The following is an 18300-nucleotide window of genomic DNA, read 5'->3' on the forward strand; positions in this document are numbered from 1 at the left end:
AGCATGATGCAAGTTCAAATGACTGATTTAGCAAAGGGAAGTTGGCTATGCAAGATATTGTCCATGTTATAAAAAACCGCGCCCAAAAACACCCTGAATCCAAAGCCATTCTCTACTTAGATGATGGGATAAATCCTACAGCAAACCTGAGTTTTTATGAACTCGATCAGCAGGCCAAAATTATTGCCTCCGCTTTACAATCCCACCTAAAGAAAGGCGACCGTGTCGTGCTTCTTTATCCTGCGGGAATAGAGTTTGTAACGAGTTTAATCGGATGCTGGTATGCAGGTGTGGTTGCCGTGCCAATACCCTGCCCCAAAATTGATGAATTTCCCCAGCATAAAGAACTCCTCAATACCATTGCAGAAGATGCCGATATTGCAGCAGTCCTCTGCCTGACTCACTACCGCGTAGGTGTCGAAGCAATTTTAAAAAAAGTTCCCATATTTGCCCTTGATGCGCTTAAAAATACAGCTTGTGAAAATTATCAACCCGTTGCTCTTACCGGGGATTGCATCGCCTATTTACAATATACCTCAGGTTCAACCTCAACGCCCAAAGCCGCAATAATCACGCATGGCAATTTACAGCACAGTTTGCAAGAAACCCTTAAAGCATGGCATTACACTAAAAAAAGCGTCACATTAAACTGGGCTCCCCATACCCATGTATACGGGCTGGTTTGCGGTATTCTGGTCCCGCTGTATCATGGCTCTTTGGCAATTATCATGCCCCCTGCACGCTTTATTAATAAACCTGTTACCTGGTTATCCGCCATTTCCCGATATCGTGTTACCCATAGCGGTTGTCCTAATTTTGGTTACGATATGTGCGTGCGCGATATCGAAGAGCACGAATTGGCTGCACTTGATTTAAAACATTGGAAAGTAGCGATTAACGGCGGGGATATTGTTCAACTGCAAACACTTATCAATTTTACCAATAAATTTAAAGCGTGTGGCTTTGAGTTGAAACAATTTTGTTCTGCCTACGGAATGTCCGAATTAACCGGAGCCATTGCAGTAACCCCCTACGGCCGTGAGCCACGCTCGCAGCGCCTGCAAGGAACGCAACGTCAATTGGTCAGCAGTGGCAAATTACTGGGAGGACTTGCGGCAATTGCTGTGGATCCTGCAACAGGACATCCTGTTAGCTCGGGAGAAATTGGTGAAATCTGGTTATCAGGAAAATCACTGGCCCATGGTTACTGGCAGCGCCCTGATGAAAACCGGGAGGTATTTCAAGCGACAGTGCCCGGCAGCACTCTTCACTATTTCAAAAGCGGAGACCTTGGATTTATCCTGGATAATGAAATTTATTTAACCGGTAGATTAAAAGAGGTCATCGTTATTTATGGCAAAAAGTATTATCCTCTGGACCTGGAAATCACGGTCGCCAAGGCAGTGTCCGCCTACCAGGTTAAATTACCGCAAGTAGTTTTTTCCACCGAGATTGCCGGTAAAGAAAAAATTATCGTTATTCAGGAATTAGCCGCAGAAACACCCCCGCTATTATGTACCGAACTCAAGGGCACCATCCGTCATGCCATTACCAAACATCATGGAGTAGATGTTTACGAAGTCGTTTTGAGTCCTAAAGGGGCAATACCCAAAACAGGCAGTGGCAAATTACAACGCAAAAAAGCTCAATTATTATTTCATCAACAAAGGCTTGAAACACTAAACCTCGATTTATCCATTACCACAGCAGATAACAATAAAAACACCATCAGCACTCAGCTTACAAAACTGGTCGCAAAAGTGTTGCAAATTGAGGAGAAAGAAATTGATTTGCATGCGCCTTTAAGCCGTTATTCGTTTGATTCGATCACTATTATTCAGCTCACCAATCTACTCAATGATGCCTACGGTCTCAGCTTGTCTCCTGCTACTTTGTATGAATACGCAACCCTTGCAGAGTTTTGTAGGGATTTGCTAGAGAAAGACCCTGTTGAGAGAGTACCTACAGACAAAGGGCTTTCTTCCACTGAAGCCAATGACATTGCCATCATCGGCATGAGCGGCATTTTCCCCCAGGCACCTGATGTCGATACCTTTTGGGAAAATTTATCTCAGCACAAGGATTGCATCAGTGAGGTGCCCTTAAACCGTTGGAACTGGCGTAATTTAACTGTACGCTGGGGTGGTTTTATTGATCATGTGGATCAGTTTGATGCAGGTTTTTTTAATATTTCCCCCCATGAAGCAGAACTTATTGACCCGCAACAACGTTTATTCCTACAAACAGCCTGGAAAACGATTGAAGATGCCGGATATACCCCCTCTCAACTTGCTGCATTGAAAACCGGCTTGTTTGTGGGAGTTTTTAATCATGATTATGCTGAATTGTTGCAACAAAATGAGGTTATGGATGCCTACCTCACGACCGGTACCATGAACAGCATGATCGCCAATCGTATTTCCTACATTTTAAACTTGCGGGGACCCAGTGAAGCAATTGATACCGCATGTTCGAGTTCTTTAGTAGCCATTCACCAGGCAGTTCATGCCATTTTGCACGGTGATTGCGATATGGCACTTGCAGGTGGAGTAAATGCATTAATTACCCCAACCTCATTTATCACGGCTTATCAAGCGGGAATGTTAAGTGAGGATGGACGCTGCAAAACTTTTGATAAAAACGCTAATGGTTATGTTCGTGGGGAGGGTGCAGGCGCCATTTTATTGAAAAAATTATCCCAGGCATTACACGATGGCGACCATATCTATGGTGTAATTAAAGGAAGTGCAGTGAATCATGGAGGACATGTTAATACTTTAACAGCTCCAAATCCCAATGCCCAAGCAGAAGTAATCATTTCAGCATGCCAACGCGCCCGTATTCCCATCGACACCCTTCAATACATTGAAACGCATGGAACCGGCACCCCGCTTGGAGATCCTATTGAAATCAATGGCTTGAAAAAAGCCTTTTACCATTTGGCTTCAGCACAACACCTGCAATCCTTACCCAACCACTATTGTGGATTAGGTGCAGTTAAAACCCAGATTGGGCATCTGGAATCGGCAGCCGGAATTGCAGGAATCATCAAAACCCTGTTATCCATGCACCATGAACTAATACCTGCTAATTTACATTTAAACGAATTAAACCCTTATATTGAGCTCGAAAATAGTCCTTTTTATCTGGTGGATAAACCCACTACCTGGCCAAAAGTTTCAGGCAACCCCCGAAGAGCTGGGGTAAGTTCATTTGGTTTTGGTGGTGCAAACGCCCATATTATTCTTGAAGAGCCTCCTGAGCAAACCTCCATCCCCTTCCCCAACCAATCTTCCTATCTTATTTGCATTTCAGCCATGACCTCTTCGGCTTTGCACCAACGGGTTACTGATTTGCTTCACTGGCTGGAGAAACAAAATACCTCCCCAAGCCTGGCTGCACTTAGCTACACTTTAAACGCAGGACGCCAACATTTCAGTAAGCGGATTTGCGTCCTTGTGCCTACTGTTGCTGAATTAAAAACACAGCTAAGAGTTGCACTAGCCTCTAATGAAAGAGAGCAGCAACTGTTTGCCGCAGAATTGGTAACACTCGACGCCTCCTTAGATTTAAAGCAGCTTGCGCAAAATTATCTACAGGGAAAAACGCTTGACTGGCAGACAATCTATGGCAATTTTCAGGAAAGAATATCGCTTCCTGGCTATCCCTTTGCCCAGGAATCCCATTGGGTGGAGAGCAAAAAAACCCCCGGCAGCATGCATGCATTAATTGATGGGAATAGTTCTACATTTTCCGGATCTGCTTTCCAGAAACAATTTACTGGAAACGAATTTTATTTGCGCGAGCATCTGGTTAATAACGAACAGGTTTTACCCGGGGCATTGTGTTTGGAGATGGTTCGCGTTGCCGCCCATACAGCTTCCAATAATCAGCAAGTAACCTCTCTAAGTCATGTCATTTGGAAAAAACCAATCAAAAATAAGGACTTGGCCAACCCATTATGCATCCGCTTATTACCTGAAACGGATGCTGTCTCCTTTTCAATAACCCCACAAAATGAAGAAACTTCCTATGTACAAGGATTGATTCATTATAGTGATAACAACGTTTCTGATGTCCCGCATAAGGCAATTAGCATACCGGAATTAAAAAATGCCTTGCCTTATGCCCAGGATCCCAAGGATATTTATACTCGTTTTAAGGAGGCAGGAATAACCTATGGCCCCAGTTTTCAAGTGATTCAAGCCCTCTACTATGATGCGGATAATCTGATGGCTGAAATTGCTTTACCTGCAGAACGAGCCAATCAGCATGCTGATTTTGTGTTGCATCCCTGTTTGTTGGATGGGATCTTGCACACCACGCATGTATTGCTTAAAAAGCGCGAAGGACTCTACCTGCCTTTTTCTATAGCGCAATTAGACATTTACCATCCTTTGACAAATAAATGCTATGTCTATGCAAGCCTGGCTTCCTCAGAGGATAATCTGGATATGCCGGCATTTAATATTCAGGTAACCGATGCTGCAGGAGCGCTGTTATTGGTCATCACCGGATTTACTCTTTGTGCTGTGGCTCAGATTGCCCCCTCTGAACCCACTGTTGCTTCTTATACGCCCACGTGGGTTCCTCTCGCGGTGCGTGCATCAATAAGAAAACATCCAGGCTCCTTTCTCATTTTAGGTAATAATGAACAATACATGCAGGCAGTAGGGGCGCAGCTTGAAGGCTGCACTGTTTCCTATCAGCTTTTAGACCATGCTTCTCATACCAAGGAAACCTTTGCTGCACTGCATGACGAATGGATTATTATTGCTTTGGGAGCATTGCAAGTCGACTTCCTCTCGCCTGCAGAAATTCAAAAAAATCTGCACCACACCTATTATGGGGTGCACAATCTAGTAACACAAATAAACAAACTAAAACCCAAACATCCGGTACAATTAATTAGTCTTGCGCCAAAGCACTCCATTTTTTCTCGCGCCCTGGAAGGATATATAAAATGTCTTCACCAGGAACAATCCACTATTTCCTACCGTATTATTGAATTAGATGATTTGCACCTGCTTGCCGATGAATTAACGCAAGAGGAAATTTATGTACGCTATAATGAACGCAATCAGCGTTACATCAAACACTATAAACCCTTACCTCCCTTAAAAGACATAACCCAAACCATAAAAAAATCAGGTACTTATTTAATTACTGGAGGTATGGGCGGACTGGGGTATTTATTTGCATCTTATTTGGCAGAACATTACCAGGCTAAAATCGTTTTAACGGGCCGTTCGCCATTGTCTGCATCATATCAGGAAAAAATAGCAGAACTTGAAAGGAAAGGAGGTTCAGTAGCTTACCTGATGGCGGATGTTTCCTCCTATGAGCAAGTCCAAACCCTTATTCATGATACTAAAGAACGTTTTGGCACCCTTAACGGCATTATTCATGCAGCAGGACTCACTCAGGATAAATTAATTGTACATAAAACCCAAAGTGAAATTGAGACTGTAATAGCACCCAAAATTTATGGTGCCTGCAATTTACATGCAGCAACGCTTAAAGAACCTTTGGATTTCTTCATTCTGTTTTCATCCGTAGCCGCAGTTTTTGGAAATGTGGGACAAAGTGATTATGCCTATGCAAATTGCTTCCTCGACGAATTTGCCTGCGAACGGGAACAACAACGAGTCCAGGGACAGTGTTTTGGCCATACCTTATCCATTAATTGGCCCCTTTGGGAAGAAGGGGGTCTGCAAATTGCTTCCTCGTATCAGCAAGAGCTTGAGAACAATTTAGGGATCATCAGTTTATCTACCCACCAAGGATTCATCGAATTCATGCAGGCATTACAGCATAAGCTGCCGCAATACGTTGTGCTTCCAGGCTATCAGCAAAAACTGGTAATTGCATTACAAAAAAATGCTCTATTGAATCCAGCCATTTCTTTTAGCAAAGAGGGAAACACCAATTTGCAGAGAGAAACCGAAGATTTTTTGAGAAAAATACTTGCTGAAACATTAAAGTGTGCGCCCGAAAAAATAAAAAGGGATTTACCCTTTGAAAATTATGGCATTGACTCTCTGATGATTATTCAGCTCAATCAACGATTGGCCAGGGAGTTCACTGCATTACCGAAAACATTATTTTTTGAATGCCAGAACCTGGCTGCTTTAACCCAGTACTTCACCGAACATTTTTCCAATGAATTGGTACCCCTTTTATCTCATGCTGCGCCATTGTCTCCAATGCAAGTTCCACAGTGGAATCCCGCTCGTTCGGGAATAACCCCGTTTGCAAATTTAATTGCAGCGCCGCGCTCCCTTGGGGTCAGCAAAAAAACCGCAAAATCAGAAGATATTGCGATTATCGGCATTAGCGGCCGTTATCCCCAAGCTAACGATTTAACCGAGTTTTGGCACAATTTATCTGCAGGGAAAGACAGCATTACAGAAATTCCCCAAGAAAGGTGGGCTTTTCCGGATTATTATGAAGCCACTCAGGATCATCTGGGGAAAATGTACAGTAAATGGGGTGGATTTTTAGCAGATGTCGATCGCTTTGATCCCCTCTTTTTTAATATTTCACCGCGCGAAGCGGCCTTAATGGACCCACAGGAACGCTTATTTTTAGAAACAGCCTGGAAAACCATAGAAGATGCCGGCTATGCACGCGAGACCTTAGCAGGAAGCAAGGTTGGCGTTTATATAGGGGTGATGTATGGCCATTATCAATTGTTTGATCAGCAAGCGGATTCCCGGCAATTTGTCCCCACCAATTCAGTATTCGCCTCTATTGCCAATCGGGTATCGTATTTTTTTGACTTTCATGGACCAAGCATGGCCCTGGATACCATGTGTTCGTCTTCGCTTACGGCAATTCATTTAGCCTGCCAAAGCATCAGGGAGGGTGAATGCGACCTGGCACTTGCCGGAGGAGTCAATCTGACCCTGCATCCCAATAAATATCTGTTACTAAGCCATGGGAAGTTTTTGGCAAGCGATGGACATTGCCGCAGTTTTGGTGAGGGAGGTGATGGTTATGTGCCAGGTGAAGGCGTCGGTGCGGTATTGTTGAAGCGTTTGGAGAAAGCCGTGGAAGATGGTGATCTCATTTATGCAGTAATCAAAGGCAGCCATCTTAACCATGGTGGAAAAACCAATGGTTACACAGTCCCCAATCCCAATGCCCAGGCGGAGTTACTTGCAGAAACCTATCAAAAAGCCAATGTCGACCCCGCACATGTCAGTTATATCGAAGCACACGGAACTGGAACTTCTCTTGGCGATCCCATTGAAATTGCCGCATTGAATAAAGTGTTTGGCAAACATTTACCACACCGTTGTCCTATTGGTTCTGTAAAATCCAATATAGGGCATTGTGAATCAGCTGCAGGAATTGCTGCCGTGACCAAAGTGGTCTTGCAATTAAAGCATCACACCCTGGTTCCTTCGCTGCATTCTGCAGACTTGAATCCTAATATCGACTGGTCATCCACTCCTTTTCGCGTGCAGCAAAGCGTTAGTGACTGGCTTCCCCCTGCCCCTTATATAGCGCGTATGGCCGGAATCAGTTCTTTCGGTGCTGGAGGCTCCAATGCGCATTTGATTCTTGCGGAAGCACCAAAGGTATCCACCCGCCTAACCGCAAATAAAACCCATTATTTGCTTACTTTATCTGCGAAAACAGAAGTGGCGTTAAACCAACGCCTGGATGATTTATTGGTTTGGCTAGAAAAAAATCCGTCAGTACCGCTGGAGCAGGTGAGTTATACCTTAAATGCTGGCAGAACTCATTTTGAATGGCGTTGTTCCCTGGTAGCAAGCTCGCTTGCTCAAGTGGTACATTTAATCCAACAATTTAAAGCACAACAATCTTCCGCACATCTTTTCATTCAGCACAGTGCAGCGAGTAAAAGTGAAAACAGTGTGCTTAACTCCACCCTATTGCCGCTGCTCATGCACCAGTTATCCCAGCCCTCTCAATACAAAGAGACTTTGCTGGCCCTGGCAAAAATTTATGTAGAAGGCCAGGATCTGGATTGGGAGCAAATCCATAGGGGTGAATCCAGGAAAAAAATCTCTTTGCCTACTTATCCTTTTGCCAAAGAACATTATTGGTATTCTGATGCGGAACAACCCACCTTTTCCCCGGAGCCAAACAAGGGGGCATCCCCGCAAAATTCCCTGATCGACAAGGTAAGCTCGGTTCTGGTTCGGCAAGTAAGCCAAATATTGAACATGACACCCCACCGACTTGCACTGGAAAAAAATCTGGGTGAATATGGGATGGATTCGGTTCATTTTATTGAGTTGGCGAAAACAATTACAGAACAATATGGGGTAGAATTTACCCCGGCCCTATTTTTTACCCACAGCAGCATTTTATCAATTAGTCATTACCTGATAAATCAATTTGAGGATGCGGTGGCGCAAAAGCACCAGCAAACGACCCCGCTGCCCGTTGCAGCTCGTCCGGTAATCCCCAAGCATAGTGTCCCTGCTGAGGTTGATGCGGTGGCTATTATTGGAATGCATGGAATTTTTCCTCTTTCAGAAGACCTGGATGCATTTTGGCACCATTTAGTCGAAGGCCATGATTTGGTGACTGAAATTCCCTCGGAGCGCTGGGATTGGCGAATGCATTACGGTAAAGAAGCAAATCAAAGCAGCTCCAGATGGGGTGCTTTTATCAATAGCTTCGATCAATTCGATGCAGGCTTTTTTAATATTTCTGCCCGTGAAGCGAATCTTATGGATCCGCAACAACGGCTCTTTTTGGAAATCGCCTGGAAAACCATTGAAGATGCCGGGTACGATCCTTTTGCCTTATCCTCACAGAACATCGGAGTTTTTGCAGGCGTTGAGTTTAGCGAATACCAAACCTTAATTGCCAAACACCAAAAGGAACATCATGGATTTGTTGCTACCGGAAATTCCCATAGCATGATTGCGAATCGCGTCTCCTATTTTTTCAATTTTCAAGGTCCAAGCGAGTCCATAGATACGGCATGTTCCAGCTCCCTCGTTGCCATTCACCGTGCCGTACAGGCCATTCGCCATGGGGAGTGCAATTTAGCAATTGCCGGAGGTGTAAGTCTCATTTTAAGTCCAGATACCTTGATAGTCACCAGCCAATTAGGTGCTTTGTCTGCAGATGGGCGCTGCAAAACTTTTGATAAAACTGCAAACGGCTATGTGAAGGGGGAAGGCGTGGCAGCTATTTTATTGAAACCCTTAAAACAGGCGCAAGCAGATGGGGATTACATCTATGGGGTCATTAAAGCCTCCGCAGTAAACCATGGAGGTAAAGCACAATCATTGACTGCCCCCAATGCTGCCGCTCAAAGTGAATTATTGATGCGTGCCTATAGCCAAGCCAATTTCAGTCCCGACACCGTGACTTTCATTGAAACCCACGGCACGGGAACCGCTTTAGGAGATCCTGTAGAGATAGAAGGATTGAAGCAGGCATTTAATGTTTTAATTAATTCTGAAGTAAAGCTCAACTCAATTGCCCTGGGGTCGGTAAAAACCAACATCGGCCACCTGGAACCTGCATCAGGAATCGCTGGGGTCATCAAGTTGCTTCTGGCTATGCATCATGAAACCATCCCAGGTATTCTGCATTTAAACGAAATAAACCCCTATATTAATTTAACCGACACCCCTTTTTACATCGCCAAAGAGACTCAAACCTGGCAACGCCTTAAAGATGAAAACGGTAATGAGATTCCCTTGCGTGCTGGAGTAAGTTCTTTTGGATTTGGGGGGACCAATGCCCATGTTGTTCTTGAGGAAGGCCGCCCCTATCAAAACGTGAAAACTCCTCAAGTGAAACCCTATTATTTAATCGCCCTTTCTGGCAAACACCAGCAAAGTTTGCAACAAAAACTGGACGATTTGTACCAATGGCTCAATAACAATAAAGAAACTGTTTCCCTGCCTTCACTGAGTTATACGTTAAATGCAGGCCGCGCCCATTTTGTGTACCGTTGCGCGCTGGTAGTGGATTCCATTGAGGGATTATGCCATGCATTGGAGTTGCTGATTCACAATGAAATCCCCGAATTTTGCATGCTCAATGAGGGGCAATCCTGGACGATTCAGGGGCCGGCATTTGATGAGGTATATCAAGCAGCAATCAAAGCACTGTACTTGCCGGAAAATCCAGAACACTACCGCCACAAGTTGTATATTCTGGCTGATTTGTATACAAAGCATTATTCCATTAACTGGAATGATTTGTATGGGGGAGAAAGAATAACCAAGCTTGGTAGTGTACCTGCTTATCCTTTTATGAAACAACGCTATTGGTATGACCTTGAAGCTGAGGCCATCCATGGATCCGATGCGCAAGGCACAGCGGTTCACCAAGTTCTGCCGATTGCAACCAATCTGTCAGGTCAGGTGTTAACCTATTTACAGCAGGTATTCGCAGAAAAGTTACGCACTGTACCCGAAAGCATTCAAGTAGAGGAAACCTATGAAGTATATGGGGTGGACTCCTTAATTGGTTTGGAAATTACCAATCGCTTGGAGAAAGATTTCGGCACCTTGCCTAAAACCCTGCTTTATGAACGCAATCGTTTGAAGGATTTGGCCAACTACTTTATCAAAAATCATCATGAAAAATTACCCCCCTTAATTTCTCCATTCCAGGTCGTCCCCACAGCAGCACCTCTGGAGAGGGAAGAGATTAAACCTGTAACCTCTGAAGTGAAACCCGAGGTTCAGCCCTCCTGTGATATTGCAATTATTGGCTTGAACGGCACCTTTCCACAGGCAAACTCCCTGGATGAATTTTGGCTTAATCTAAGCTCAGGACGTGACTGTGTCACTGAGGTACCTGCAGAGCGGTGGAATTATAAAGACTATCCTGTAGTGGTCGGCAACGAAGAACATTATTTCCCCCATGGGGGCTTTATTCCCGACGTCGATAAATTCGATCCCTTATTTTTCAATATTTCGCCCCGCGATGCGGGACTCATGGATCCGCAAGAACGTTTATTCATGCAATCTGTGTGGTCTACTTTGGAAGACGCAGGTTATACACGCGACAAATTAAAACGCAAAACAGACAACTCAGTCGGCGTATTTGCCGGGGTAACCTATAACTTCTATCCTTTATTTATCGCTGAGGAGTGGCAAAAAGGCAATCGCGTTCCGCTGGACATCCAATCGTTTTCAGTAGCAAACCGGATTTCCTACTTCCTGGATGTGCATGGACCAAGTTTTGTTGTCGATACAGCCTGCTCATCCTCCCTGGCAGCGATACATCTGGCATGCGACAGCATTTTGCGAGGTGATTGCAAAATGGCAATAGCAGGAGGGGTTAATCTGTCCCTACACCCGAGCAAATACCATTTCCTGGGCAGCTTCAATTTTATGTCCACGCAGGGACGTTGCGCCAGTTTTGCAGAAGGTGGAACAGGTTATGTGCCCTCTGAAGGCGTCGGCTCTGTACTTTTAAAACCTTTGGCTGCGGCCATTGCTGATAATGACAGGATTTACGGGGTAATTAAGGGAAGCAGTATGAACCATGGCGGGAAAACCAGCGGCTATACTGTCCCTAATCCCAATGCCCAGGCTGCAGTCATTCTCCAGACTCTGAAAAAGGCAAATATTGATGCCCGCACGGTTTCCTACATCGAAGCTCATGGGACAGGAACAGCCTTGGGAGACCCCATCGAAATCCGCGGTTTGCAAGATGCTTTTGAACAGTATACGGAAGACAGGCAATTTTGTGCGATTGGCTCAGTCAAATCCAACATTGGCCATTTGGAATCCGCAGCAGGGATATCGCAACTGGCCAAGGTGCTCTTGCAGATGCACCATCAAAAATTAGTACCTACCTTGCATAGTACCCAACTGAATCCTTTTATTGACTTTAAAAACTCACCTTTTTACGTTCAGCAAGAACTTACCGACTGGCAACCTGCCCCTAATGCGCCACGTCGAGCAGGAATAAGCTCTTTCGGGGCTGGTGGTGCCAATGTGCATATGCTCATTGAAGAATACCTACCTAAGAAAAAACAACAACCTGCAGCACACGGCCCTTACATCTTCTTATTATCTGCATTAAATGAGGAGCGTCTGGCAGCACAAGTGCATCAAATGCACCGTTATTTGCAACAATCCCCTCATACCGAAAACAAAGAATGGCTCAGGAATGCCTGCTTTACTTTACAAACCGGGCGTGAGCATATGCCTGCACGATTGGCAGTGATGGTGACCAACAAAAAAGAATTGCTGGCCGCTCTTGCGAATTATCCTCACGGTACAAAGCCTAAACTTTGGGTCCAGTATCAGGTACCAAACGCTATCCAGCCCCCCTCTCATTTAGCTGAATTAATGAGTAATGGACATTATGAAGAATTAATCCATCATTGGGTAAACGGAGCAAAAGTAGATTGGGAACAATTATACCAACGGCCTCTTCCTGATATCATTTCTTTACCTAATTACCCGTTTGCAAAACGCCGTTGCTGGATCCCTGTCAAGGAAATGGACACACAGCCATTACCCCAGGGGCAACCGCTGAATCCCCCTGCAACTGTGTCCCCTTTGCAAGCAATGGAGGTCCAGGAATGGCTTTACATGACCCACTGGGAGAAAAAACCTCATGGAACTCAATCTGCATTGATAAACAATGAAGGTAAATGGCTTATTTTCTGTGACCAGGATTCTGTAGCTGCCCTAAAGCAAGAGTTGGGTATAAAAAGTGCTATTTTTTGTTTTGCAGACGAGCAATTTTCTTGCATCCATAAGGATGAATATTCCATCAATCCTTCTCAAAAAACAGATTATGAACGATTATTTGCGGCGATCCATGCTGCACATCAAGAATATTTAACGGGCGTTATCTATTTATGCTCGGAAAATCTAGCTGTAGAAAATCAGGAAGATCCCGCGCGGACCTTACTATACCTGTTTCAATCCATCATAGGGTATACCTGGAACCAGCAATTACTCTTTTGTCTGGCCTCCCAATCCGCCCAACAAGTGAATTCCACTGATACGGTAAACATGTGGCAACACCATCTTTGGTCTATGACCCGTATTTTTGCTGCCGAACAGGCAAGATACCAAGTGTTGCTGCTTGATTTGGATGTGCATGGAACGCGCACGCAGCAGGGTAAAATTTTAGCCAAAGAGCTGGCGCGATACCAGCCTGGACAAAATCATATTGCTTACCGGGGAACTGAACGTTATACCGTTCGATTTATGCCTTATCCGTTGCCGGAACATCATAAGCCACACCCCTCTCCCACTGCTCCGGTGGCAGCATTAATTACCGGTGGCCTGGGGGCATTAGGTTATGAACTGGCAGAGTTTCTGATAGCCCAGGGGACCCGCTTTATTTTACTCACTGGAACGACACAACTTTCGGTGCATACTTTGGAGAAAAATACCTGGCTCAAGCAGTTAGAAACTCAAGGGGCACAAGTGCACTACGCAGCAGTCGATGTGGCGGATAAAGAGCAAATGCAACAGGTCATCCTGAAGGTGGAAAAAGAGTGGCAACAATGCATTGATGGAGTTTTCCATTTAGCGGGGATAACTACGGATAATGTGCCCCTTGCCGATATGAGTGAAGCATTATGGGATGAAGTGTTACGCGTAAAAATCCAGGGCTCGCTGGTATTGCATGAGCTCTTTTTACATACTCCATTGTCGCGTTTCGTTTTGTTTTCATCAATTGCAGCCGTACCCCATTTTGGGATGGCGGGACTTAGTGCCTATGCCGTAGCTAATGAGTTCATGAATGGGCTTGCTTTATACCGACGCAGCCAGCAGTTACCTGCATCCAGTATTAACTGGGTTGCCTGGTCGGAAAAAGGCATGAGCCACAGACATAACCATGATGCATTTTTAGATGCAGTGGGTATGGCCTCTGTCAGCATTAAAAAAGGAATTGCACTATTTCATGCTCTTTTAAGCCTCAATCCTGCTGAAATTACGGTGTGTAATATCCAATGGAACAAGTTTTTACAGGTGAATCCTACCGCCAAACAGCTCGATTTCTTTGATTATTTTGTTGCTGAATATGCTGCCAACACCCCAACAACAGTCGTTTCTTTGTTAACTCCGGAAGAAATTGTCCCATTAGTGCTGAAGCTATTCGCCTCGGTATTAGGATTGGAAGAAGCCGAAATTGACAGGGAAATACCCTTCCAACAATACGGTATGGATTCTATTAGTGGCATTGATTATGCGGAAGAATTAGGGAAACACTTTCCTGACGTGGTCGCCCCGATGGATTTATACCGCTATCCCACCCTAAAGCAACTGACTGAGTACATCATGCAACGAGTACAAGTGAACTGTGGACCCACGTCCTCCCCACTTTTAAGCGCAGAAGATATTGATTTGGACCAATTAACCGAAGCCCAACTCAATGAACTGCTGGAATTGGAATTAAAAGAGTTAGAGCTGGCTTATGAATGATACCACGACCTTAAAAAAATCATTGTTAATGATTCAAAAGCTGAAAAAGCGTTTACAAGAACACAATGAAAAAATATTTGATCCGGTGGCCATTATTGGGATGAGTTGCCGCATACCTGATGCAGATAATCCTAAGGAATTTTGGGAATTATTATGCAAAGGGAAAAATATTATTTCTTCCATGCCTGAAGAACGGTGGGAATTATTAAAAGGAACGCGCGAACCAGGACAACGGGATACCCGTTTGCCTTATTGGGGAGGTTACTTATCGGAAATTGCCGCATTTGATGCCTATTTTTTTGGCATCAGCCCACGTGAAGCCATGCGCATGGATCCCCAACAACGACTCTTATTGGAAGTAGCTTATGAGTCTATTGAGGATGCGGGTTTGACAGTGGAGGCGTTAGCGGGATCCCAAATGGGCGTTTTCGCAAGCTTGTATGCAAGTCAGTTCAGCCATTTGCAAACTCTGGACTCCGAGATGGATGCGTTGTTTATTCCTACAGGAAGCGCCATCAGTATTGCAGCAAATCGGTTGTCCTATTTATTTGATTTACGGGGGCCCAGTTTGGTTTTGGATACTGCTTGCTCCTCTTCATTGATAGCCATCCAGTTAGCTTGTCTCAACCTGCAAGCCCAATTATGCGATACCGCCCTCGTCAGTGCGGTGAACCTCAATTTATTGCCTTCCATTCATTCTGTATTGGCCAAGGCAACAATGCTCTCTCCTACCGGACAATGCCATACTTTTGATGCGAAAGCAGATGGTTACGTGCAGGGGGAAGGCGCAGGCTCAATTATTTTGAAACCCCTTTCCAAGGCCTTAAAGGATCACGACAAAATCTACGCAGTGATAATGGGCGGGGCAATAAATCAAGATGGTAAAACAAATGGTTTGACCGCGCCTAATGGCCTGCAACAAGAACAGTTATTGCGCTCTGCTTATCGGACAGCAAAAATAAATCCGGCTCTTGTTTCCTATATCGAATGCCATGGTACAGGAACTTTTCTGGGTGATCCTATAGAGATTCAGGCTCTGGGGGAGGTTATTGGTAAAAACCGCGATGCCGATAAACCCTGCTGGATTAGCTCCGTAAAAACCAATATAGGACACCTGGAGCCTGCTGCAGGTATCATGAGTGTAATCAAGGTAGCATTAGCTTTAAAAAATGGTTGCCTTCCCCCCCATCTGAATTTTTCCCAGGCTAATCCCCATCTTGCCTTGGAACGCTATTCTTTGCGCATTCCCCAGCAAGTGGAGCAATTACCCCGGTATGGCGATAGGTGCATTGCAGGGGTGAGTGGTTTTGGTTTTGGCGGGGCCAATGCCCATCTCATACTACGGGAAATTTCTTCAAACGAGCAATTCCCTGCTGCAGCGAATAACCCACCTCAGGATAAAGAATTATTTACCATTTCAGCCAAAGATACTTCAGCTTTATCCGCTTTGATTGGTCGATGGAGTGACTTTTTAAAAAACAATCCGGACACCAACCTGGCTCAACTCTGCTATAACCTCCATAGCCGACGCTCTCATTATCTCCATCGCTTAGCTATTATTACCGACTCAGTTGCCGATCTTTATCAAAAACTGGAAACCCTAAAGACAAACCCTCAAGCTAAAAATGAAGGGATATTCCTCAATCATGAAATACCTAAAACAGGCAAACCTCCGCAAGTATCCGAGGAGGAAATGGGGGATTTGTTGTTGCTGGCACAAAAATACGTACACCATGCCACTATCGACTGGAAAAGAGTTGAAGCAAACCGAATCTATAAGCACATGGATATGCCTTTTTATCCCTGGCAACACAAAGCCTACTGGCCAACCTTCGGTCATGAAACCCAGGAAGCGGCCTCCATCGGCTATCCCATGCGGGGTAAACTTCTTTCCTCGCCTTTAGCAACACAACAATTCGAGTTTCGTTTCGATACCAAAACCCTGCCCGAAGTCCAGGATACATTCAATGTGTTGCATGCGGGTTTTTATCTGGAAATGTTGGCGTATGCCACAAAACAATTACACCCTTCCACTGCGTTTCGTGTGCTGGAGCTTAACTTTTTATCCCCAATATTGGTTCTGGAGGGAAATTCTGTCTTAACGCACTTAATCATCGAAAAAAAGGCACAAAATAGTTTGGCGTTTCGATTTTTCAGCAATGATGGAAATGGCAAGTGGATAGAACATGCAACTGGAATTTTAGGCCTGAGTACTTACCTCTGCAGTCGCATTGATGCACAAAATACATTGAGGGGACGACTTCCTGTATCAGGCACCATGGAAACATTTTATAAACGGATCACCGCCATGGGCATGCCTGCGGGAGATACCATTCGCTGGGCAAATCATTATTGGACCAATAGCAATGAATTGTTTTGTGAACTACGTGCACCCAAAGCCTCAGAACGGGGAAAACAGTTTGTAACTCAAATGCATCCGGGAATCATTGATGCCTGCATTCAAACCTTCTTTTTATTACTACCGGAACATTTTTCCAAACCTTATATCGCCTCCCACATAGATACCCTTGAGTTTTATGGCTCAGCGGAGGAACAAAGGTATATCTATGCGGTATTAAAAGAACTCCATCCCGAAGGAAAGCACATTATTGGCGATTGGTACCTGCTGGATAAAAACTATAATTTGATCGCCCAATGTCATGGTTTGCGGCTGACTTTGCTTAATGACACGCTACAAATTAATCAGATTATGGCGATTCAGTCCCAGTTTCAGCTTGATTTATCTTTGCCTTATGAGACCTGTAAAAATAAATTGATCCATTATTTGTCAGAACAACTGGGGATGATTTTCTCAATGCCCCAAGATGATATCAATCCGTTTAAATCCTTGCATGATTTAGGTATGGACTCCCTAATGGCTTTAGCTGTAATCCGGATCATCGAAACAAATCTGCATGTTACTTATTCTTTGCCTTTGATGATGCAAGGTCCTTCAATTAATGAGATCGCCGAGTATGTATTATCGAGCCAATGGGTGGGACCCAAACCCAATCCTCCTGCATCAAAGTCCCCGTTGGAGACTGTCTGGATTGCTAATCGAAAAATTCAGGAGAATGCACAAGTTCGTTTATTTTGCTTTCCCTATGGGGGCGGGGGCGCTTCCATATATCGTGAATGGCAGCAGGAATTTCCCGATTTTATTGAGGTATGTCCGGTACAGTTACCTGGCAGGGAAAATCGGATGGAAGAACAACCTTTGGAGCAACTTGATGCTTTAGTCTCTTTATTAGCGTATCAACTCAAACCCCAATTTGATTTACCCTTTGCCTTTTTTGGCCATAGTTTTGGCTCCCTGATTGGATTTGAGTTGAGCCGGTTCTTACGTCGGCACCATTTGCCAACCCCTGCCCATCTTTTTGTTTCTGCATATCCTGACCCGCGTGTGCCTTCCAAAAGTTTGCATAACCTGCTGGCAAAACTGCAGCAAATGAAAATTAATTTATTTGATTTAAGCTCCGAACGCCTCGGTGATTTAAATGATGAGCAATTAACGGCCTTATCTCTTGTGTTTCAGGAAAATGGAATTGTGGATTACAGCGATGAACGCATGAATAAGAGCATTATCAAAGTACTGTTACCGATTTTTATCGGCGATATGAACATCGTTAAGAGCTATACCTATCATGATGAATTGCCTTTAGCACAAAACGCAACTGTATTTTTGGGCAAATACGATGCTTGGGTTTCTCCAGAAGATCATTGGGGTTGGGCCGATCATTTTTCAAAATCCTGTGAATTTCAACAGTTTGACGGCGGACATCTTTTTGTTAGGGAAAAAGAAACAAGAACACAAATAATAAAAAAAATTACAGAGAACCTTCTCCATTTAAGTAGCGCAGAAATCGAAGAGTGCGTGGGAGGATGAGCTCCC

Annotated in this window: 2 protein-coding genes; both read left to right on the forward strand. The window is 44.5% G+C overall.

Annotated elements, in window-relative coordinates; genetic code table 11:
* Window positions 1-47 precede the first annotated feature (47 nt).
* Window positions 48-14408 (forward strand): SDR family NAD(P)-dependent oxidoreductase, encoded by a 14361-nt coding sequence (locus KYQ_RS13815; protein ID WP_019350188.1) that lies wholly within the window; start codon window positions 48-50, stop codon window positions 14406-14408.
* A complete protein-coding gene (locus tag KYQ_RS13820; RefSeq protein ID WP_010652551.1) occupies window positions 14401-18294 on the forward strand; it encodes a beta-ketoacyl synthase N-terminal-like domain-containing protein in 3894 nt (1297 codons plus the stop codon). The genes KYQ_RS13815 and KYQ_RS13820 overlap by 8 nt, the downstream gene beginning before the upstream one ends.
* The last annotated feature ends 6 nt before the right edge of the window (window positions 18295-18300 follow it).

The organism is Fluoribacter dumoffii NY 23 (assembly GCF_000236165.1).
Classification (GTDB): Bacteria; Pseudomonadota; Gammaproteobacteria; order Legionellales; family Legionellaceae; genus Legionella; species Legionella dumoffii.

What these genes read in the sequence shown, in the direction of transcription:
- KYQ_RS13815 (WP_019350188.1), top strand. Translation starts at nt 48, where the DNA reads ATGCAAGATATTGTCCATGTTATAAAAAACCGCGCCCAAAAACACCCT.
- KYQ_RS13820 (WP_010652551.1), top strand. Translation starts at nt 14,401, where the DNA reads ATGAATGATACCACGACCTTAAAAAAATCATTGTTAATGATTCAAAAG.